Genomic DNA, 19,842 nt, shown 5'->3' on the forward strand with positions numbered 1-19,842 from the left:
TACGCTGGGCGGGTGAGCGTCACCCCCATCCGGCTGCTGGGCGACCCGGTCCTGCACCGGCCCGCGGCGCCCGTCGTCGACTTCGACGCGGAGCTGCGCCGGCTCGTCGCGGACCTGACCGACACCATGCACGCCGCCGGCGGCGCCGGGCTCGCCGCGCCGCAGATCGGCGTCGGACTGCGCGTCTTCACCTGGTACGTCGACGGCGAGGTGGGTCACCTGGTCAACCCCTCGGTCGACCTCGTCGGCGACGAGACCGAGGAGGCGCCCGAGGGCTGCCTGTCCATCCCGGGCTTCCGCTTCGACTGCCGCCGCCACCTGCACGTCGTCGCCACCGGCTGGAACCAGCACGGCGACCCGGTGCGGGTGGAGGGCTCGGACCTGCTGGCCCGCGCGGTGCAGCACGAGGTCGACCACCTCGACGGCGTCGTGTTCGTCGACCGGCTCGACCCCGAGGCCGCCGCCGCGGCACGGGCCGCGCTGGCCGAGGCCGAGTGGGCCGGCATGGGCGCCTGGGTGCCGCGCGTGGAGGTGAGCCCCCACTGAGGCTCCTGTTCGCCGGGACGCCCGAGGCCGCCGTCCCCTCGCTGGACGCGCTGCTGGCCTCCGACCACGAGGTGGTCGCCGTGCTCACCCGGCCCGACGCCCGCTCCGGCCGCGGCCGGAAGGTCAGCCGCTCCCCGGTGGCCGAGCGCGCCGACGCCGCCGGGCTGCCGGTGCTGCAGCCGCGCTCGCCGCGCGAGCCGGAGTTCCTCGGGCAGCTCGCGGACCTCGCCGTCGACTGCGCGCCGGTGGTCGCCTACGGCGCGCTGGTCCCGCCCGCGGCGCTGGAGCTGCCCGCGCACGGCTGGGTGAACCTGCACTTCTCGCTGCTGCCGGCCTGGCGCGGCGCCGCGCCCGTGCAGCACGCGGTCATGGCCGGCGACGAGGTCACCGGCGCCTGCACCTTCCGGCTCGAGCAGGGCCTGGACACCGGCCCGGTCTTCGGCGTGGTCACCGAGCCGATCGGCCCGCGCGACACCGCCGGCGACCTGCTCGGCCGGCTGGCGGTCAGCGGCGCCCGGCTGCTGGTCGCCACCCTCGACGGCATCGCCGCCGGCACGCTGGTCCCGCGGCCCCAGCCGGCCGAGGGGGTCAGCCTCGCGCCGCGGATCGAGACCGCCGACGCCCGGGTCGACTGGGAGCTGCCCGCGCACGTCGTCGACCGGCGGGTGCGCGGGGTGACCCCGGTGCCGGGCGCGTGGACCACCTGGCGCGGCGACCGGCTGCGCCTGGGCCCGGTCGAGCCGCTGCCGAGCGCCCCGGCGCTGGCGCCCGGGGAGGTGTCGGCCGGGCCGGGCGGCGTCGTCGTCGGCACCGGCCGCGGCTCGGTGCGGCTGGGCGAGGTGCAGCCGGCGGGCAAGCGGGTGCTGCCCGCGGCCGACTGGGCCCGCGGCGCCCGTCCGGCACCCGGCGAGCGGCTGGGCTCGTGACCGGGCTCGCGAGGTCACGCAGGGGCGGAGCAGCCCGGCCCGTGGCGACGACGAGCGCCGGCGAGGAGGAGTCGTGAGCCGCCCGCCCCGGCGCCCGGCCGGCCCGCGCGGTGGGCGCCGCGACCGCCCGCCGCGCCGTCCGGCGCTCGACGGTGCCCGGCTGACCGCCTACGACGTCCTCGACGGCGTCTCGGCGCGGGAGGCCTACGCCAACCTGCTGCTGCCGCAGCTGCTCCGCGAGCGCTCCCTCGAGCCGCGCGACGCCGCCTTCGCCACCCAGCTGGCCTACGGGGCGCTGCGCGCGCAGGGCACGCTCGACGCGGTGCTCGCCCGGCTGGTCGACCGCCCGCTGGCCGACCTCGACCGGCGCGTCCTGGACCTGCTCCGCCTGGGCGCCTACCAGCTGCTCGACCTGCGGGTGCCGGCGCACGCCGCCGTCGCGACCACCGTCGACCTCACCCGCGCGATCGTCGGCGCCGGGGCCTCCGGGCTGGTCAACGCCGTGCTGCGGAAGGTGGCCGCCGGCGGTGACCGCGCCGCCTGGCTCGAGCGGCTCGGCGCCGACGGCGACCGGCGGCTGGCGCTGGCCACCGACCACCCCGGGTGGATCGTGTCGGCCTGGCGCGAGGCGCTGGGCGGCGGTGCGGCCGGGGACGCCGAGCTCGAGGACGCGCTGCTCGCCGACGACGCCGCGCCCGAGGTGCACCTGGTCGCCCGGCACGTGCCCCGCGACGAACTGGCCGAGGAGTCCGGCGGGACGCCGGGGCCGTGGTCGCCGTACGCGGTGCGGATGGGCGGGGGAGACCCGGGCCGGCTGCCCTCGGTGCGGGCGGGCCGGGCCGCGGTGCAGGACGAGGGCAGCCAGCTCGCCGCGCTGCTGCTCGCCCGCGCGCCGTTGGAGGGCCCGGACGGGCGCTGGCTGGACGTCTGCGCGGGGCCCGGCGGCAAGGCGGGGCTGCTGGCCGCCGTCCGCCCGGCGGGGGTGCACCTGACCGCCGCCGACCGCGCGCCGCACCGCGCCGAGCTGGTGCGCGGGGCGCTGGCGGGGGAGGACGACGTGGAGGTGCTCGTCGCCGACGGCCGCGAGCCGCCGTGGGCGCCGGGCTCGTTCGACCGGGTGCTGCTCGACGCGCCGTGCACCGGGCTGGGCGCGCTGCGCCGGCGGCCGGAGGTGCGCTGGCGGCGGACGCCGGACGACGTCGGCCCGCTGGTGGACCTGCAGACGGCGCTCCTGGACCGCGCGCTGGCCTCGGTGCGCCCCGGCGGCGTCGTCGCCTACGTGACCTGCTCGCCGCACGCGGCGGAGACCGTCGCGGTGGCGGACGCCGCGGCCGCGCGGGACGACGTCGAGGTGCTGCCGGTGGCGCCGCTGTTCCCCGAGGTCCCCGGGATCGAGCGCGGCGCGTACGGGCAGCTGTGGCCGCACCGGCACGGCACCGACGCCATGTTCCTGGCCCTGCTGCGCCGCGCCGGCTGAGGCGCGGCGGGGCCCCACGACCGACGTCCGTCGCCTAGCCTGCCCCGCCGTGCCCTCGGACTCCTGGCTCCCCGACGACTTCGTCCACCCCCTCCGTGCCGACCTGCCCACCGGCCACCACCTGCGCCCGATCCGCGCGGCCGACACCGCCATCGACTTCCCCGCCGTCATGGGCTCCCGCGAGCGGCTGTGGGGCATCTACGGCGACGCATGGGGCTGGCCGCCCGCGACGATGACCGAGGAGCAGGACCGGGAGGACCTCGCCCGCCACGAGCGGGAGATCGAGGCGCACGAGAGCTTCAACTACGCGCTGCTCGACGAGGACGAGACCGAGCTGCTCGGCTGCGTCTACGTCGACCCGCCGGAGAAGGCCGGTGACGCCGACGCCGAGGTGTCCTGGTGGGTGGTCGACCGCCTGGCCGGCACCGAGGTCGAGGCGGCGCTGGACGCCTTCGTCCCGCGCTGGCTGGCCGCGGAGTGGCCGCTGCGGGCGCCGCGCCACGTCGGCCGCGACCTGTCCTGGGCCGACTGGACCGCGCTGCCCGACCGGGACTGAGCGCCGGTCAGGCCGGGCCGGGCGCGTCGCCCGCGCGCAGCGCCGTGGCCTGCGCGCGGTAGCGGCGGGCGGTGGCGTGCAGGTGTTCGGTGACCGCCCCGCACAGCCACGCGGCGGCACCGGTGGCGGCGACCAGCTCCGGCGCGGGCGGCACCGGGCCCCCGCCGCGGAGCCCGGCGGCCAGGGCGACGGCGACGACGGCGGCGTCCCCTGCGCTCCACCCGTCGTCGAGCAGGCCGGGGTCCCGGGTGCGGTCGACGTCGAGCCGCTCGCGGTCGGGCACGAACCGGTCCCGGCGCCACCGCAGCCGCCGCCGGTGCCAGCGGCCGGCGGCGACCTCCGCGTCGGCGACGTCGCGCAGGCCGACCGGTCCGTCCTCGACCCAGCTGTCGAGGGACCGCTCCGGCCCGGTGGCGATCGCGGCGAGCAGCCGGTCGGCGGCGGCGGACCCGGTCGGCGACCGGTCCACGACGACGCTGTCGGCCGTCTGGGTCACCCGGCCGTCCAGCCCGAGGTCGAGCAGCAGGCCCGCGCGGACGGCCGGACCGCAGACCGACCAGTCACCCGGGCGCCCGCGCGGGTCCAGGCACAGCGCGGCGACCCGCGCGGCCACCCCGGTCCCGGACACGGGCGGCACGGTAGTGGGACGGCGGCGCCGCGAGGGGGTGATCACCGGCTGCCTAGACTCGGACGACGTGGCCCGGACCCCGATGATCGCCCCCAGCCTGCTCTCGGCGGACTTCGCGCGGCTGGCCGAGGAGGTGGCCCGCGTCGCCGACGCCGACTGGCTGCACGTCGACGTCATGGACGCCCACTTCGTCCCCAACCTCACCCTGGGGCGGCCGGTGGTCGAGGCGATCCAGGCGGTGAGCCCGATCCCGCTCGACTGCCACCTGATGATCGAGGCGCCCGAGCGGTGGGCGCCCGGGTACGCCGAGCTCGGCGCCCGCAACGTCACCGTGCACGCCGAGGCCTGCACCGGCGACCCCCGCGGCGTCGCGCGCGACGTCCGCGCCGCCGGCGCCCTGGCCGGCCTGGCGATCAAGCCCGGCACGCCGCTGGAGGACTACGAGGACGTCCTGCGCGACTTCGACACCCTGCTGGTCATGACCGTCGAGCCCGGCTTCGGCGGCCAGGCGTTCATGGCCGAGGTGCTGCCCAAGGTCCGCCGCGCCCGCGAGCTGGTCGACACCGGCCACCTGCAGGTCCTGGTGGAGGTCGACGGCGGCATCAACGCCGACACCATCGAGCGGGCCGCCGAGGCCGGCGCCGACGTCTTCGTCGCGGGCTCGGCCGTCTACGGCGCTGACGACCCGGCCCGCGCCATCGCCGCCCTGCGCGCCCGGGCCACGGCGGCGACCGCCGGGTGACGGTCACCCCGGCCGAGCAGGCCGCCATGGCGAGGGCACGGGCGCTCGGCGAGAGCGTCCTCGGGACCACCAGCCCCAACCCGCCGGTCGGCGCGGTCGTCCTCGACGCCGGCGGCGCGGTCGTGGGGGAGGGCGCCACCTCCCCGCCCGGCGGGCCGCACGCCGAGGTGCACGCGCTGCGCGGGGCCGGCGAGCGCGCCCGCGGCGGCACCGCCGTCGTCACCCTCGAGCCGTGCGCGCACACCGGCCGCACCGGCCCCTGCGCCGACGCGCTGCTCGCCGCCGGCATCGCGCGGGTCGTCGTCGCCGTGCCCGAGCCCACCGGCCTGGCCGGCGGCGGCGCCGGGCGGCTGCGCGCGGCCGGCGTCGACGTCGAGGTGGGCGTCGAGCGGCAGGCCGCCGAGGAGGGCGCGCTGGCCGCGTGGCTCACCGGCGTCCGCGCGGGCCGGCCGTTCGTCGTCTGGAAGGTGGGCGCCACCCTGGACGGGCGCGTCGCCGCCGCCGACGGCACCAGCCGCTGGATCACCGGGCCCACGGCCCGCGCCGCCGTGCACGCGCTGCGCGCCACCTGCGACGCCGTCGTCGTCGGGTCGGGCACCGCCCTGGCCGACGACCCGCAGCTCACCGTCCGCGACGCCGACGGCCGGGACGCCGCCCGCCAGCCGCTGCGCGTCGTGCACGACCGCCGCGGGCGGCTGCCGGCCACCGCGCGGGTGCTCGACGGCGCCGCGCCCACCCACGTCAGCCGCGCGGCCGGCCCGGCGGAGCTGCTCGCGGAGCTGTTCGACCGCGACGTCCGCCGGGTGCTGCTCGAGGGCGGCCCGACCCTGGCCGCGGCCTTCCTCCGCGCCGGGCTGGTCGACGAGGCCGTCGTCCACCTCGCCCCGAAGCTGCTCGGCGCCGGTCCCCCGCTGGTGGGGGACCTGGGAATCAGCACGATCGGCGCGGCGCTGTCCCTCGAGGTCCGGGACGTCACCCTGCTGGGCGGGGACGTGCAGATCCGCCTGCGGCCGACCCGGCACACTGGAGAGCGACCGGACGCGGACGGAAGGGGCTGACGTGTTCACGGGCATCGTCGAGGAGGTCGGCTCCCTCGCCGCACGCGAGGACCTGGGAGGCCCGACGGGCGACGCCGCGGTGCTGCGCATCCGCGCGCGCCGCGTGCTCGAGGACGTGCGCCTCGGCGACTCGATCGCGGTCAACGGCGTCTGCCTCACCGTCACCGGCGTCGAGCCCGGCCCGGACGGCGACCAGGTGTGGTCCACCGACGTCATGGCCGAGACGCTGCGCCGCAGCAGCCTCGGCACCCTCGGCGACGGCGACCCGGTCAACCTCGAGCGCGCCGTCGCCGCCGGGGGCCGCCTGGGCGGGCACGTCGTGCAGGGCCACGTCGACGGCGTCGGCACCGTCGTGTCCCGCACGCCGGGCGAGCGCTGGGACGTCGTCCGCGTCGCGCTGCCGCCGCAGCTGGCGCGCTACGTCGTCGAGAAGGGCTCGATCACCGTGGACGGCGTCTCGCTCACGGTCAGCGCGCTGAGCGCCGCCGACGACCCCGGGCCCTGGTTCGAGGTGAGCCTCATCCCCGCCACCCTCCGGGAGACCACGCTGGGCGGACGCGCCCCCGGGGACCCGGTCAACCTGGAGGTCGACGTGATCGCCAAGTACGTGGAACGCCTGCTGGGAGCGCGCCGATGAGCGGCACCGTCCGCCTGGACACCGTCGAGAGCGCCATCGCGGCGATCAAGGACGGCCGCCCCGTCGTCGTCATCGACGACGAGGACCGCGAGAACGAGGGCGACCTGATCTTCGCCTCCGAGCTCGCCACGCCCGAGCTGGTGGCCTTCATGGTCCGGTACACCTCGGGCTACATCTGCGTGTCGGTCACCGAGGCCGACGCCGACCGGCTGGACCTGCCGCCGATGTTCCGGGTCAACCAGGACCGCCGCGGCACCGCCTACACCGTGACCGTCGACGCCCGGGAGGGCGTGACCACCGGCATCTCCGCCGCCGACCGCGCGCACACCATCCGGCTGCTCGCCGCCGCGGACACCTCCTCGGCCGACCTCGCCCGCCCCGGCCACATCGTGCCGCTGCGCGCCAAGGACGGCGGCGTGCTGCGCCGACCCGGGCACACCGAGGCCGCCGTCGACCTCGCCGTCCTCGCCGGCCTGCGCCCCTCGGGCACGCTGTGCGAGCTGGTCAGCGAGAAGGACCCGACCGGCATGGCCCGCGCCGAGGAGCTGCGGGTCTTCGCCGACGAGCACGACCTGTGCCTGATCTCCATCGCCGACCTCATCGCCTACCGCAAGCGGTTCGACAAACTGGTCGAGCGGGTCGCCGAGGCCACCGTGCCGCTGGCGCCGGGCACCTTCACCGCGGTGGGCTACCGCAGCTCCTACGACGAGCGCGAGCACGTCGCCTTCGTCTACGGCGACATCGGCGACGGCGAGGACGTGCTGGTGCGCGTGCACTCCGAGTGCCTCACCGGCGACGTCTTCGGCTCGCTGCGCTGCGACTGCGGCCCCCAGCTGCAGGCCGCGCTGGCCGCCGTCGCGCACGAGGGCCGCGGGATCGTGCTCTACATCCGCGGGCACGAGGGCCGGGGGATCGGCCTGCTGCACAAGCTGCAGGCCTACCAGCTGCAGGACGCCGGCGTGGACACCGTCGACGCCAACCTCGACCTGGGCCTGCCCGCCGACGCCCGCGACTACGGCACCGGCGCGCAGATCCTCGTCGACCTCGGCGTGCACACCATGCGGCTGCTGACCAACAACCCGGCCAAGCGCGCGGGCCTGGAGGGCTACGGCCTCAAGGTCACCGGCCGGGTGCCGCTGCCCAGCCACGTCACCGCCGAGAACCTGTCCTACCTGCGCACCAAGCGCGACCGGATGGGCCACCTGCTCGACATCATCGAGCCCGAGACCGAGTCCGGCCCCGCCGACGTCCCCACCGGTGAGCACGCCACCGTCCCGGGCACCGACGTCCCCCTGGGCCAGAGGGAGCAGCGGCTGTGAACGAGCCGGCGAGTCCACCGAGGGGCACAGCAGCGGGTCCGCGCACGCGGCCGGCGACCGTCGGCGAGGAGGCGGCGTGAGCGGGCAGGGACGCCCCGAGGCCGGCGCGGTCGACGCCGCCGGGCTGACGCTGGGCATCGTCGCGACCACCTGGCACGCCGAGATCACCGACGCGCTGCTCGCCCGCGCCGTCGAGGCCGCCCGCGCCAGCGGCATCGACCGGCCGACCGTCGTCCGGGCGCCGGGCGCGGTGGAGCTGCCGGTGGTCGCCCAGGCGCTGGCCGAGCGGCACGACGCCGTCGTCGCGCTCGGCGTGGTCATCCGCGGCGGCACCCCGCACTTCGAGTACGTCTGCGACGCGGTCACCGCGGGCCTCACCCGGGTGGCGCTGGACGCCGGCAGGCCCGTCGGCAACGGCGTGCTCACCTGCGACACCGAGGAGCAGGCCCGCGACCGCGCCGGCCTGCCCGGCTCCGCCGAGGACAAGGGCTGGGAGGCCGCCGTCGCCGCGCTGGCCACCGCGCTCACCCTCCGCGACCTGCGCGGGCCGCGGCACTCCACCGGCTTCCAGGCCACCCCGGCCGTCGGGCAGGGGCTGGCGTGAAGCGCTTCGACGAGCTGTTCGCCGAGCTGTCGGCCAAGGTCGCCGCGGGCGACCCCGCCTCGGGCACGGTGACCGCCGTCCGCGACGGCGTGCACGCCGCCGGCAAGAAGGTGGTCGAGGAGGCGGCGGAGTCCTGGATGGCCGCCGAGCACGAGGGGCCCGAGCGGACGGCGGAGGAGATCAGCCAGCTCCTCTACCGCGTGCAGGTCCTCATGCTCGCCCGCGGGCTGACCCTCGACGACGTCTACACCCACCTCTGAACCACCGCCGTCGACCCACAGGAGACACACAGTGCTGCGCATCGCCGTGCCCAACAAGGGCGTCCTGAGCGAGCCCGCGGCCGCGATGCTCGCCGAGAGCGGCTACCGCCAGCGGCGCAGCACCAAGGACCTCGCGGTCTACGACCCCGAGAGCGACACCGAGTTCTTCTACCTGCGCCCGCGCGACATCGCCGTCTACGTGGCCGCCGGCACCCTCGACGTCGGCATCACCGGCCGCGACATGCTGCTGGAGACCGCGCCGGCCGACGGCGAGGGCCCGACCGCCGTCGAGGTCATGCCGCTGGGCTTCGGCCGCTCGTCGTTCCGGTTCGCCAGCCCCGTCGAGTCGGGCATCGACTCGGTCGAGAAGCTGGCCGGACGGCGGATCGCCACCGCCTACCCGGTGCTGCTGCAGCGGTACCTCGACGAGTCGGGGATCAAGGCCGGCGTGGTCAAGCTCGACGGCGCGGTGGAGACCGCCTGCCGCCTCGGGGTGGCCGACGCGGTGTGCGACGTCGTCGAGACCGGGACGACGCTGCGCGCCGCGGGCCTGCGGATCATCGGCGAGCCGGTGCTCACCAGCGAGGCGGTGCTCGTGCGCCGGGAGGGTTCGGAGGAGATCCCCGCCGTCGCCCAGCTGCGGCGGCGGCTGCGCGGGGTCCTCGTGGCCCGGCAGTACGTGCTGCTCGACTACGACTGCCCGAACGAGCTGCTGGCCCGGGCCACCGAGCTCACCCCCGGCCTGGAGGGCCCGACGGTCAGCCCGCTGCAGACCGAGGGCTGGTCGGCGGTGCGCGCGATGGTGCGCCAGTCCGACACCAACCGGGTGATGGACGAGCTCTGGGAGCTCGGCGCCCGCGCCATCCTGGTCACGAGCATCCACGCCTGCCGTCTCTAGACGGGGGACCGCCCTTCCGCCCACGCCGCGCGAGCGCAGGCGGAGGGACCCTGGAGGGTGGCCGTTCCCGCACCAAGCCACAGCGGCCCCCTCCCCGGGTGGGGAGGGGGCCGCCGTGGGGTCGTCGTGCGGTCAGCGGGCGCGGGTGGTGCGGTCGACCAGGTCGATCGCGGTGCACAGGCCCAGCGCCATGGCGCGGCCGCTGGTGGAGCCGGTGGCCAGCAGGCCCTCGATGGCCGGGCCGAGCGGGCGCTCGCCGACCAGGCCCTGCAGCACCGCGGCGTACTCGCCGCTGACCCGTCCCGCCGCGGCGTGCCGCAGCAGCGCCCGGGACAGCTCGGTGGTGCGGCCGGCGGCCAGCGAGTAGACGCCGGCGGCGAACCGCTCGGCGGCCGGGTGCCGCAGCAGCACCAGGCCGGCCATCGTGCCGGCCATGACGTCGTCGCCGGCCGGGGTGAGGCCGGGGCCCAGGCCGATCAGCCGGGCGGCGGTGCGCAGCGCGGCGTCGAGGTCGGCCCGGCGCACCGCGCCCCGCAGTGCGGCCAGCGGGCCGCCGGGGCCGGCGGGCAGGCCGGGCAGCGTGAACGCGCTGTGCGGGACGCCCTCGCCGTAGAGGGTGGTGCGCAGCTGGCGCACGCCCTCGGGCAGCAGCGCCGGACGCGGGCTGGGCAGCCGCGGCCGCGGGTCCCACCACGCCGCGGCGCGCACGACCAGGTCGCCGACGACGATCCGGCCGCCACCGACCTCCGCGGGCGCACCGCTCGGCAGCGCGACGAGGGGACGGCCGTTGCTGGGCCGGAAGAGGACGCAGCCCAGGGGCAGGCGGGCGGCGTCGCTGGTGAGCACACCGACGACGTCGGTGCCGCGCTCGGTGGGCACCTGGAGGTACACCGCGGCGGGCATGCTCATGAGCACCCGCGCGGGGCGGACGGGACCGCGCAGCAGGTCGGCCACGCCGGTGCTGGCCGAGGCCGGGACCGCCGAGGCGGCGCGTGCCGGCGACGCCGTCCGCAGCGTCTCCTGCGCCGACGAGCGGGGCAGGGGGATCGTCGGGACGCCGGCACGGGCGGCGCGCCCCGGTGCGGTCGGAGAACCGGTGGTCGAGTGGTCGATGGTGCGCATGTGTGCAGCCCTTCCCCGTCGGACAGCGGGAGCGACCCTCCGCTCGACTCCCGCCCCTCGGACCGGCCGTCGGAGGGTGAGACGCACCACCTGGGGGGAGCGCCTACCATCCAGCGGACGGTCCGACTGGCTCGAAGCTATGCGGCGCGTCGCACGTCCTCTTATGGCGAATGTGGCCAAGAATGGGGGTGCCCGTCCAGGCACACCTGCCATTTTCCCGCAACTCGAGAAGGACGACGGGTGAGGAGGAGGGCGAGTCGTGACTCACAGTGATACGCCGATGACTTCGGCGATGTACCCGACTGCGCCGCTGCAGCTGCCCCACGGGTGGCAGAACCCCTCTCCGTCCCGCGCCCTGCCTGCCCGCGACGAGCGCGCCGGGTGGCGCGACCGCGTCGGCCTGCGCCTGGACGAGGCGCTGCGCCTGCCCCGCCTGGTGGGCGCCGAGGTGGTCGCCGGGCGCTCCGGGACCGGCCGCGTCGTCCGGCACATGGTCGTCGACGACCCGTCGGCCCCGCTGGCCACCGCCGGTCCCGACGTCCTCGTCGTCCTCGGCGCCCGGCTGCCCCCGGCCGACGCCGCCGCCGGCCGCGCCCTGGTGGACCGGCTGCTGCAGGTCGGCGCCGCCGCGCTGGCCTTCCGCCGCACCGAGGGGCCGCCCGCGGTGCCGGCCGAGGTGCTCACCGAGGCCGAGCGGCACGGGTTCCCCGTGGTGGCGCTGCCGGCCACCGTCCGCATGGACGAGGCCGTCTCCGAGGTGCTCGGCGCGGTCGTGCGCCGGCAGGGCGAGGCGCTGGCCGTCTCTGCCCGCATGCACGACCAGTTCATCGACGTCGCGCTGAGCGGCGGCGGCCTGGCCGAGGTCACCGAGCAGCTGGCCACCTACCTCGAGGGCGCCGCCGTCCTCGGGCTCGGCCCCGACCGGGAGATCGTCACCAGCGCCGGCCCGCCCGCCGACGTCGCCGAGATCAGCGACTGGCTGTGGCTGCTCGACGCCGAGGCCGAGGACGAGCTGGCCATGATGGCGCCGGCCCACCGGCTGTCGGGGGTGCGCGCCGACCAGACCGTCGTCACGCCCGCCGACGTGCTCGCCGACGCCGACCTGTCCCCGGCCGACGGCATCCTGCTCGTCCCCGGCCACCACGAGCTGCCCGGCGGGGTGGGGGAGTACGCGGTCGCGCCGATCATGGCCGGCGACCAGCGGCACGGCTGGCTGGTCGCGGTGCACCGCAGCGGCCAGATGGTGGTCGGCGCCGGCGGCGTGCTGGAGCGGGCCGCCGTCGTCTCGGCGCTGTCGGTGATCCGCCAGCAGGCGGTGCACTCGGTGGAGCTGCGCTTCCAGGGCGACCTGGTCCGCCGGCTGGTCGGCGGCTCGCTGCGGCACACCGAGCGGGCGCTGGCCCAGACCCGCTCCTTCGGCTGGCGGCTCGACGGCCCCGTCGTCGTCCTGGTCACCGCCACCGAGACCGCCGCCGACCCCGCGGCCGACCCCACCCGGGCCCTCGACGTCCTGGACCGGCTGGCCGACGGCTGGCGGGCGGCGCTGGAGACCGAGGTGAGCGGCGCCGCGGTGGCGGGGCTGTCCACCGAGATCGTCACGGTGCTGCCGCTGGACGGCCGGACGCCGGAGGAGATCACCTCGCTGGTCACCGCGGTGACCTCGCGGGTCAACGCGCGGGTGCGCCGGGTCGGCCGGGTGCTCGGCACCGGCATCGGCCGCCCCGCGGAGTCGATCTCGGCGCTGGGCGAGGCGCACCAGCAGGCGCAGCGGGCGCTCGGCGTGGGGCAGGAGATCCACGGCGCGGCCGCGGTCACCCACTTCGACCAGCTCGGGGTGTTCCGGTTGCTGTCGCTCATCCCGGACAGCACGGAGCTGCGCTCCTACGTCGACGAGGTGCTCGGCTCGCTGGCCGACGCCGCTGACCCGGACTCGGCGGACCTGCGCGAGACGCTGCGGGTGCTGCTGGAGACCAACCTCAACGTCGCGGAGTCCGCCCGTCGGCTGCACTTCCACTACAACACGATGCGCTACCGGATCGGCAAGCTCGAGCGGCTGCTCGGGCCCTTCACCACCGATCCCACGCTGCGGCTGAACCTGCTGCTGGCGCTGCACGCCGCGCGCATGCGCGGGCTGGACCAGCCGCACCGCCCGCCGGTCGACTCGGGGCTGCTGCCCCCCGACGACGGCTACGACGCGCTGGTCTGAGGCCGGGTCAGCTCCAGGCTGGCCTCCCACAGCTCCCGGGCGCGGCCGGGGTCTCGGCTGTCCGGCGACGACGGCGCCTCGACGCCGCGCTCGAGGTAGCGTCCGCTGGTGCCCGGCGGGCCGGTGACCGCGGCGGCGAGCCGGGCGGCCGCCTCGTCGACGCCGGAGGCGAACGGCAGCCGGGCCAGCAGGGGCGCGAGGCCGGTGTAGACCGCGCGGGCCGGGGCGGGGTACCGGTGGTGCAGCCCGGTGCCCGGCACCAGGCCGGGGTCGAAGACGGCGACGTCGACCTCCGGGTGCCGGCGGGCCAGCTCGGCGCCGAAGAGGACGTTGGCGAGCTTGGACGTCGCGTAGGCGCGCTGCCCGGACTCCCGGCGCGGGCGGGCCAGCTCGCGCGGGTCGGCCCAGCGCGGCGCGGGGAACGGCCCGGACTTCCGCCAGGTGCCCCAGTGGGTGCCGCTGCCGACCACGACCACCCGCGCGCCCGGCGCCAGGTGCGGCAGCAGCTCCACGGTGAGCAGGAAGTGCGCGAGGTGGTTGACCGCGAAGGTCAGCTCGTGGCCGTCGGCGCTCGCCTCGTCGGCGACCGGCAGCTGGACGCCGGCGTTGAGCACCAGCGCGTCCAGCGGCTCGCCGGCGGCGACGCGGGCCGCGGCCGCCCGGACGGCACCGAGGGAGGCCAGGTCCAGGTCGACCACCTCGGCCAGGGGTCCCAGCTCGGCGGCCACCGCCGCGCCGCGGGCGGCGTCGCGGGCGCCGAGCAGCAGCCGCCACTGCCCGGTGGCCGCCAGGTGTCCGGCGGCGGCCCGCCCGAGCCCCGACGTCGCCCCGGTGACCAGGGCCGTGCGGATGGCGCCCATCGTGCCTCCCGGGGCCTCGCGGGACGGCGTCCCGATGTGGGACTCTGTGCCAGGATGGGACGCCGTGTCAACAGGAGGTGGCGGTGACCGAGACGGCCGCGCAGCGACGGCGCCGGCGGCTGCGTGCCGAGGTGACCCGCCGCGCGGTCGCCCTGTTCGCCGCGCAGGGCTACGCCGCCACGAGCACCGGGCAGGTGGCGGCGGCGGCCGACGTCTCGCGCAGCACGCTGTTCCGGCTGTTCGCCGACAAGGAGGACCTGCTCTTCGGCCTCGAGGACGACCTGCTCGCCGCCGCCGCGACGGCCGTGGCCGACGCCCCGCCCGACCTGTCCCCGTGGGCGGCGCTGCGCACGGCCGCCGTCGCGATCGCCGGTCGGGTCGCCCCGCTGCGCGACCTGCTGCTCACCCGCGAGCGGGTGGTGGCCGGCGTGCCGGCGCTGCGGTCGCGGGCGGCGGCCGAGCTGCGCCGCTGGGAGGCCGCGCTCGCCGACGGGCTGGCCGCCCGCGGCGTCCCGGCCGGGGACGCGCTGCTGCTGGCCAAGCTCGTCGTCGCCTGCTTCGAGGTCGCCCGGGCCGGCTGGCTGGCCGGCGAGGCCGGGGACCTGCCGGACCTGCTGACGGCGGCCCTGGACCGGCTGCCCGGCCTCCTGGAGGCCTGACCTGCGCCGGGCGGGCGGCGCGGGGACGATCGCGGGCGTGACCGCACCGGTGGACGAGCTCGTCGCCCGCATGCAGGACCTGCTCGACGACCTGGTCGCCGCCGGCGACCCGGCCCGCCACTTCCTCGGCACCTACCTGCGCACCACCGAGGCGGTGAACGCGGCGATCGACGCCGGCCGGTTCGAGGACCCGGACTGGGTGACCGCGTGGGACGTCGACTTCGCCGGGCTGTACCTCGACGCCCTGGAGGCGCACCGCCGCGACCCGGCCACCCCGCCGGCGCCGTGGCGGGCCGCGTTCGGCACCGACCCGGCCGCCCGGCCGGAGGCGCACGTGCTGCTCGGCATGAACGCGCACATCAACTTCGACCTGCCGCAGTCGCTGGTGCGGGTGATCGGCCCGGCCGACTTCGCCGACCCGCCGCTGCTGGACTCCCGCCGCCGCGACCACGAGCGCATCGACGAGGTGCTGGCCGGCCGGGTGGCCGCCGAGGACCTCGCCCTGCAGGCCGCGGGCAGCCGCCGCACGCCGGTGGACCGGGTGTTGGCCGGGCTCAACCGGACGGCGGCCCGGGCGCTGCTGCGCGAGTCGCGGCGCCGGGTGTGGGGCAACACGACCGTCCTGCACCGGGCGCGCCTGCACGGGCCCGAGGCGCTGGCCTGCCGGGTGGCCCAGCTCGAGGCCGCGGCGGCCGCGCGGGTGACCGACCTGCAGCGCGGCGGGCCGGTGCTGCTGCGGCTGGCCGTGCGCGGCTTCGGCGTCGTCCTGCCGGAGGGATGAGGGCCGGGGCGGCGCCGTCCTAGCGTGGGGACGTGGCGGCGCGACCGGAGGTCCCCGGCGAGGAGGTCGACGCACACCCGCGACCCCGGCTGCGCGGGGTCGACGTGCTGCGCGGGCTCGCCGTCGTCGGCATGCTGCTCGTCGACAACCGCGGCAACGCCGCGATCCCCGACCAGCTCGAGCACGTGGCGTGGGACGGGCTGCACGTCGCCGACGTCGTCTTCCCGGTCTTCCTGCTGGTGGTGGGCGTGTCGGTGCCGTTCTCCCGGCGGTCCGCCCGGCCCCGGGCCGCGCTGGCCCGGGTGGCCAAGCTCGCCGTCCTCGGCTGGCTCGTCGTCACGGTCAAGTACGGCTCGCCGACCGCCGGGCTGGGCGTCCTCGGCCACGTCGCGGGGGCCTACCTGCTGTGCTGGGCGCTGCTCCGGCTGCCCCGCCCGGCGCAGGTGCCCGTCGCCGCCGGGGTGCTGGCGGGGCTGTGCGTCCTCACGGTCGTCCTGGGCGACGGCCCCGACCGGTCGTGGGGGCACGCCGTGGACGCCGCCCTCGGCCTGCGCTTCTCCGCCGAGGCGCCGCACTCCTACCTGGGTGGCGCGGTGACCGTCTTCCTCGGCGTGCTCGCCGGGCGGGCACTGCGGTCCGGCGCGGGCCGGGCGGCCCTGGTCCGGCTGACGGCGGGCGGTGCCGCGCTGGTCGCCGCGGGCGCGGCGCTCGGCCCGCTGGTGCCGGTGAACAAGCGACTGTGGTCGCCGTCGTTCGTGCTGGTCACCGGCGGCATCGCGCTGCTGGCGCTGGCGCTGCTGCACTGGCTGGTCGACGAGCGCGGGACGGCGCGCCCGTTCCGGCCGTTCGAGGTGCTGGGGATCGAGGCGATCGTCGCGTTCGTCTTCTCCGAGGTCGTGTTCCGCGCGGTCCTCTCGCCCGGGGTGCAGCCGGCGGTCGACGGCTGGGTCACCGCGGTCGCCGGGGCGGCCGTGTCCGCCTGGCTCTACCCGGTGCTCTCGATCGTGGTGACGTGGGCGCTGTGCGCTGCGCTGCTGCGCCGCGGGGTGGTCGTGCGGGTCTGAGGCCGCTCAGTCGCCGTCCGGCGCCGGCGGCGGGCTGCCCCCGACCGGCTCGACCGCGCTGCGCTCGAGCAGCCGGTTGGCGCTGACCAGGGTGATGCCGCGGTCGGCGACCTGCTGCAGCGCGGACGGCAGCGCCCGCACCTCCAGCTCGCGCCGCTCGGCCAGCGCGACGGCGAAGGCGGCCCGCGGGTCGAAGGTGCCGCGGCCGATGCCGTCGTGCAGGCCCAGGACGTCCCCGGCGGTGACGGTCTGCCCCATGTAGTCCTCGATCTCGGTCACCTCCTTCCGGTCGCCCGGGCCGCGGGTGACCGACCAGATGAAGGTGTCGTAGCCGAGCTCGGCGGCGATGCGCAGCGCGTAGCCGGTGAGCTCACCGCGGGGCGGCCGGAAGCTGGTGAACGGCTGTCCGAGGAGGGCCTCGATCTCGTCCTTGCAGCGCACCATCTCCTCCCGGGTCTCCTGCTGGGTGAGCGTGGTGAGGTCCCGGTGCGTCCAGGTGTGGTTGCCGATCTCGTGCCCGGCGGCGACGACGTCGCGCAGCACGTCGGGGTGGTGGACGCCGTTCCAGCCCATGACGTTGAACGTCGCGGTGACGCCGGCCCGGTCGAGCGCGTCGAGGATCCGCGGGGTGTACTCCGGCGTCGGCCCGTCGTCGAAGGTGATCGCCGCGACCGGCTCGGAGACCGTGGTGTTCCAGACGACGCGGCGGGTGCCGAGCCGGGCGACGCCCTCGCCCTCGTCCGCCGCGCCGGCGGCCTCGAAGAAGCGCTCCTCGGCGCGCGCCGTCGCCCGGCGCCGGACCTCGTCGTCCTCGGTCGCGACGAGCACGCCGCCGGTGGCGCCTACCGCCAGTCCGGCCGCGCCCGCTCCGGCGCCCAGGAGGAACCCGCGTCGCGTCGTCATGGAGAGGTCCTAGACCCGGGGCGGGGGCGCTGGGAACCACCGGGAGCGACCGGTCTCGTTCCGCTGTGGTCCGCGCTGCCGGATCGCGCGGGCGGGCGCAGGCTGGCCGGGGTGCCGCACGGTGCGGCGCGGGAGGAGGACCGCATGACCGACGCCGGCCGACCACTGTCCGGGAGGGTCGCCCTGGTCACCGGGGCGTCGTCGGGGATCGGGGAGGCGACCGCGGTCGCGCTCGCGGAGGCCGGCGCCGCCGTGGCGATCGGCGCCCGCCGGGCCGACCGGCTCGACGCGCTGGCGGGGAAGCTGCGCGACGACGGCGCCCGCGTGCTGACGCTCGACCTGGACGTGACCGACGAGGCGTCCTGCCGGGCCGCCGTCGCCCGGACCCGGGAGGAGCTCGGCGGGCTCGACGTCCTGGTCAACAACGCCGGCGTGATGCTGCTCGGCACGATCGTCGGCGCCGACGTCGAGGACTGGCGGCGGATGCTGTCCACCAACGTGCTCGGCCTGATGTACATGACGCACGCGGCGATCGACGGCATGGTCGAGCAGGGCTCCGGCGACGTCGTGAACGTCTCGAGCGTCGCTGGCCGCACCGCCCGCAAGGGCGCCGGCGTCTACAACGCCAGCAAGTGGGCGGTGAACGCCTTCAGCGAGTCGCTGCGCCAGGAGGTGACCACCCGGGGCGTGCGGATCTCCCTCGTCGAGCCGGGCGCGGTGGCCACCGAGCTCACCGACCACATCACGCAGCCCGACGCCAAGGCCGCCTCGGTGCGGATGTACACCGAGATGACGCCGCTGCAGGCCGAGGACGTCGCGCGGGCGATCACCTACGTCGTCAGCCAGCCGCCGCACGTGGCGGTCAACGAGGTCCTCGTCCGCCCCACCGCCCAGGAGCGCTGAGGCACGGGAGGCCGTCCGCACGTGCCGGTCGTCGACACGTGCGGACGGCTCCCGGTGCCGCGTTCAGTCGGAGAAGACCTCGATGGAGGCGCCCATCTCGACCAGGCGCTCGTAGAGGTGCTCGTAGCCGCGGGCGATGATGTCGACGTTGCGCAGCACCGACGTGCCGCGCGCGGCCAGCATCGCCAGCAGGATGCAGACCGCGGGCCGCAGCGCCGGCGGGCAGACGACCTCGGCGCTGCGCCAGCGGGTCGGGCCGGTGACGAGCACCCGGTGCGGGTCCATGAGCCGGACGTCGGCGCCCAGCCGGGTCAGGTCCGACAGGTGGATCGCGCGGTTGTCGTAGACCCAGTCGTGGATGAGCGTCGAGCCGGTGGCCGAGGCGGCGATGACCGCGAAGAACGGCAGGTTGTCGATGTTCAGGCCCGGGAACGGCATCGGGTGGATCTTGTCGATCGGGGCCTTGAGCTGCGACGGGCGGATGGTGACGTCGGCCAGCCGGGTGTGCCCGTTGTCGGCCAGGTACTCCGGCGACAGCTCGTAGCGCAGCCCCATCTCGGCCAGCACCGCCAGCTCGATCTCGAGGAACTCGATGGGCGCGCGGCGGACGGTCAGCTCGGACTCGGTGACGATGCCGGCGGTCAGCAGGCTCATCGCCTCGACCGGGTCCTCGCTGATCGTGTAGTCGACGTCGGCGTCGAGCACCGCCCGGCCGGTCACGGTGAGCGTCGTCGTCCCGAGGCCCTCGACGTCGACGCCGAGCAGCTGCAGGTACAGGCACAGGTCCTGGACCATGTAGTTCGAGCTGGCGTTGCGGATGACCGTGGTGCCCTCGGTGCGGGCGGCGGCCAGCAGCGCGTTCTCGGTCACGGTGTCGCCGCGCTCGGTCAGCACGATGGTGCGCCGCGCGGTGGCCCGCGGGTCGACGGTGGCGTGGTACTCACCGGCGTGCGCCTCGACGTCCAGGCCGAACGGGCGCAGCGCGATCATGTGCGGCTCGACGGTGCGGGTGCCGAGGTCGCAGCCGCCGGCGTAGGGCAGCCGGAACGAGCGGGCCCGGTGCAGCAGCGGGCCGAGGAACATGATGATGCTGCGCGTCCGGCGGGCGGCGTCGGCGTCGATGCCGGCCAGGTCGAGCTGGTCGGGGACCTGCAGGGTCAGGTCGCGGCCGGTCCCGTCCCAGGTGGCCGCCACGCCGATCGAGCGCAGCACGTCGAGGATCCGGTCCACCTCGACGATGCGGGCCACGTTGCGCAGCGTCGTCCGGCCGCGGTTGAGCAGGGCGGCGCACAGCAGCGCGACGGCGGCGTTCTTCGACGACTTCACCGTCACGCTGCCGCGCAGCGGCGTGCCGCCGGTGACCCGCAGGTGGGTGGGGCCGGCCGGGCCGACGCTGATCAGCTCGCTCTCGAGCGCCTCGGAGAGCCGGCCGAGCAGGTCGAGGGTGAGGTTCTGCCCGCCCTGCTCGATCCGGGCGATCGCGCTCTGGCTGGTGCCCAGCCGCTCGGCGAGTTGCTGCTGGGTCAGCCCGCGGTGCCGACGGGCGTCGCGGACCAGCAGGCCGATGCGCTGCATGGCGCTGGCCGCGGAGGAGGGGGCGGGGGAGAGGGGGGTGGTCGTGGTCTCGGCCGGGAGCTCGGTCGCCGTCACGGTCGGGAACGGTATCTCGCACGTGAGATACGACTGCTGCGGC

The 19,842-nt window shown here is 76.9% G+C and carries 21 protein-coding genes; 16 read left to right on the plus strand and 5 right to left on the minus strand.

The window, feature by feature from the left end; genetic code table 11:
• The first annotated feature begins 12 nt into the window (after nt 1-12).
• From def to ACI8AK_RS17155, 4 genes are all read left to right on the plus strand, one after another.
• On the plus strand, nt 13-546 hold the full coding sequence (gene def / locus ACI8AK_RS17140; protein WP_387986891.1) for a peptide deformylase: 534 nt from the start codon (nt 13-15) through the stop codon (nt 544-546).
• Nucleotides 495-1,472 (plus strand): methionyl-tRNA formyltransferase, encoded by a 978-nt coding sequence (gene fmt, locus ACI8AK_RS17145; protein WP_387986893.1) that lies wholly within the window; start codon nt 495-497, stop codon nt 1,470-1,472. Before def ends, fmt begins: the two co-directional genes overlap by 52 nt.
• 73 nt (nt 1,473-1,545) lie before the next feature.
• Nucleotides 1,546-2,949, plus strand: a complete 1,404-nt coding sequence (locus tag ACI8AK_RS17150; protein WP_456957214.1) for an RsmB/NOP family class I SAM-dependent RNA methyltransferase — start codon at nt 1,546-1,548, stop codon at nt 2,947-2,949.
• Nucleotides 2,950-2,998: 49 nt separating this feature from the next.
• On the plus strand, nt 2,999-3,505 hold the full coding sequence (locus ACI8AK_RS17155; RefSeq protein ID WP_387986898.1) for a hypothetical protein: 507 nt from the start codon (nt 2,999-3,001) through the stop codon (nt 3,503-3,505).
• Nucleotides 3,506-3,512: 7 nt separating this feature from the next.
• Here ACI8AK_RS17155 and ACI8AK_RS17160 read toward each other — a convergent pair whose 3' ends face one another.
• Nucleotides 3,513-4,133, minus strand: coding sequence for a GPP34 family phosphoprotein (locus tag ACI8AK_RS17160; protein WP_456957216.1), 621 nt, complete (start codon nt 4,131-4,133; stop codon nt 3,513-3,515).
• A gap of 67 nt (nt 4,134-4,200) precedes the next feature.
• On the opposite strand from ACI8AK_RS17160, the gene rpe reads away from it, so the two are divergent.
• The 7 genes from rpe (at nt 4,201) to hisG (ending at nt 9,651) form a co-directional block, all read left to right on the plus strand.
• Entirely contained in the window at nt 4,201-4,875 is a 675-nt protein-coding gene (gene rpe / locus ACI8AK_RS17165) for a ribulose-phosphate 3-epimerase (RefSeq protein WP_387986903.1), read from the plus strand.
• Nucleotides 4,872-5,933: a bifunctional diaminohydroxyphosphoribosylaminopyrimidine deaminase/5-amino-6-(5-phosphoribosylamino)uracil reductase RibD gene (gene ribD / locus ACI8AK_RS17170; RefSeq protein ID WP_456957218.1), complete on the plus strand. Its 1,062-nt coding sequence runs from the start codon at nt 4,872-4,874 to the stop codon at nt 5,931-5,933. Before rpe ends, ribD begins: the two co-directional genes overlap by 4 nt.
• 1 nt (nt 5,934) lies before the next feature.
• Entirely contained in the window at nt 5,935-6,570 is a 636-nt protein-coding gene (locus tag ACI8AK_RS17175) for a riboflavin synthase (protein ID WP_387986910.1), read from the plus strand.
• Nucleotides 6,567-7,889 carry a bifunctional 3,4-dihydroxy-2-butanone-4-phosphate synthase/GTP cyclohydrolase II gene (locus ACI8AK_RS17180; RefSeq protein WP_387986914.1) on the plus strand — a complete coding sequence of 441 codons (1,323 nt, stop codon included), beginning with the start codon at nt 6,567-6,569 and terminating at the stop codon, nt 7,887-7,889. The genes ACI8AK_RS17175 and ACI8AK_RS17180 overlap by 4 nt, the downstream gene beginning before the upstream one ends.
• Nucleotides 7,890-7,965: 76 nt before the next feature.
• Nucleotides 7,966-8,493 (plus strand): 6,7-dimethyl-8-ribityllumazine synthase, encoded by a 528-nt coding sequence (gene ribH, locus ACI8AK_RS17185; protein ID WP_456902798.1) that lies wholly within the window; start codon nt 7,966-7,968, stop codon nt 8,491-8,493.
• Nucleotides 8,490-8,753: a phosphoribosyl-ATP diphosphatase gene (locus tag ACI8AK_RS17190; protein ID WP_387986919.1), complete on the plus strand. Its 264-nt coding sequence runs from the start codon at nt 8,490-8,492 to the stop codon at nt 8,751-8,753. Before ribH ends, ACI8AK_RS17190 begins: the two co-directional genes overlap by 4 nt.
• A gap of 31 nt (nt 8,754-8,784) precedes the next feature.
• A complete protein-coding gene (gene hisG, locus ACI8AK_RS17195) occupies nt 8,785-9,651 on the plus strand; it encodes an ATP phosphoribosyltransferase (RefSeq protein ID WP_387986921.1) in 867 nt (288 codons plus the stop codon).
• A 132-nt stretch (nt 9,652-9,783) separates the two neighbouring features.
• Here the strand turns inward: hisG and ACI8AK_RS17200 are convergent, their stop codons facing one another.
• Nucleotides 9,784-10,773, minus strand: coding sequence for a DUF2877 domain-containing protein (locus ACI8AK_RS17200; RefSeq protein WP_387986923.1), 990 nt, complete (start codon nt 10,771-10,773; stop codon nt 9,784-9,786).
• Between the two features lie 259 nt (nt 10,774-11,032).
• On the opposite strand from ACI8AK_RS17200, the gene ACI8AK_RS17205 reads away from it, so the two are divergent.
• Complete coding sequence (locus tag ACI8AK_RS17205) at nt 11,033-12,979, plus strand: PucR family transcriptional regulator (protein WP_456957220.1); 1,947 nt, start codon at nt 11,033-11,035, stop codon at nt 12,977-12,979.
• Here ACI8AK_RS17205 and ACI8AK_RS17210 read toward each other — a convergent pair.
• Entirely contained in the window at nt 12,961-13,839 is an 879-nt protein-coding gene (locus tag ACI8AK_RS17210) for an SDR family NAD(P)-dependent oxidoreductase (RefSeq protein WP_456957222.1), read from the minus strand. The two genes, ACI8AK_RS17205 and ACI8AK_RS17210, sit on opposite strands and share 19 nt — an antisense overlap.
• Nucleotides 13,840-13,922: 83 nt before the next feature.
• Between ACI8AK_RS17210 and ACI8AK_RS17215 the strand changes: the two genes are divergently transcribed.
• From ACI8AK_RS17215 to ACI8AK_RS17225, 3 genes are read left to right on the plus strand one after another with little or no spacing between them, the layout of a single operon-like run.
• Nucleotides 13,923-14,498 (plus strand): TetR/AcrR family transcriptional regulator, encoded by a 576-nt coding sequence (locus ACI8AK_RS17215; RefSeq protein ID WP_456957224.1) that lies wholly within the window; start codon nt 13,923-13,925, stop codon nt 14,496-14,498.
• Nucleotides 14,499-14,535: 37 nt separating this feature from the next.
• Complete coding sequence (locus tag ACI8AK_RS17220; protein ID WP_387986935.1) at nt 14,536-15,279, plus strand: DUF5995 family protein; 744 nt, start codon at nt 14,536-14,538, stop codon at nt 15,277-15,279.
• Between the two features lie 32 nt (nt 15,280-15,311).
• Nucleotides 15,312-16,343 carry a heparan-alpha-glucosaminide N-acetyltransferase domain-containing protein gene (locus ACI8AK_RS17225; RefSeq protein ID WP_387986938.1) on the plus strand — a complete coding sequence of 344 codons (1,032 nt, stop codon included), beginning with the start codon at nt 15,312-15,314 and terminating at the stop codon, nt 16,341-16,343.
• 6 nt (nt 16,344-16,349) lie between these two features.
• Here ACI8AK_RS17225 and ACI8AK_RS17230 read toward each other — a convergent pair whose 3' ends face one another.
• Nucleotides 16,350-17,246 (minus strand): polysaccharide deacetylase family protein, encoded by an 897-nt coding sequence (locus tag ACI8AK_RS17230; protein WP_387986939.1) that lies wholly within the window; start codon nt 17,244-17,246, stop codon nt 16,350-16,352.
• 144 nt (nt 17,247-17,390) lie between these two features.
• On the opposite strand from ACI8AK_RS17230, the gene ACI8AK_RS17235 reads away from it, so the two are divergent.
• Complete coding sequence (locus tag ACI8AK_RS17235) at nt 17,391-18,149, plus strand: SDR family NAD(P)-dependent oxidoreductase (protein WP_456957225.1); 759 nt, start codon at nt 17,391-17,393, stop codon at nt 18,147-18,149.
• Nucleotides 18,150-18,212: 63 nt separating this feature from the next.
• Here ACI8AK_RS17235 and ACI8AK_RS17240 read toward each other — a convergent pair whose 3' ends face one another.
• Nucleotides 18,213-19,799 (minus strand): helix-turn-helix domain-containing protein, encoded by a 1,587-nt coding sequence (locus tag ACI8AK_RS17240; protein WP_387986943.1) that lies wholly within the window; start codon nt 19,797-19,799, stop codon nt 18,213-18,215.
• Nucleotides 19,800-19,842: the final 43 nt, after the last annotated feature.

The sequence above is a fragment of the Geodermatophilus sp. SYSU D00867 genome (assembly GCF_054050315.1).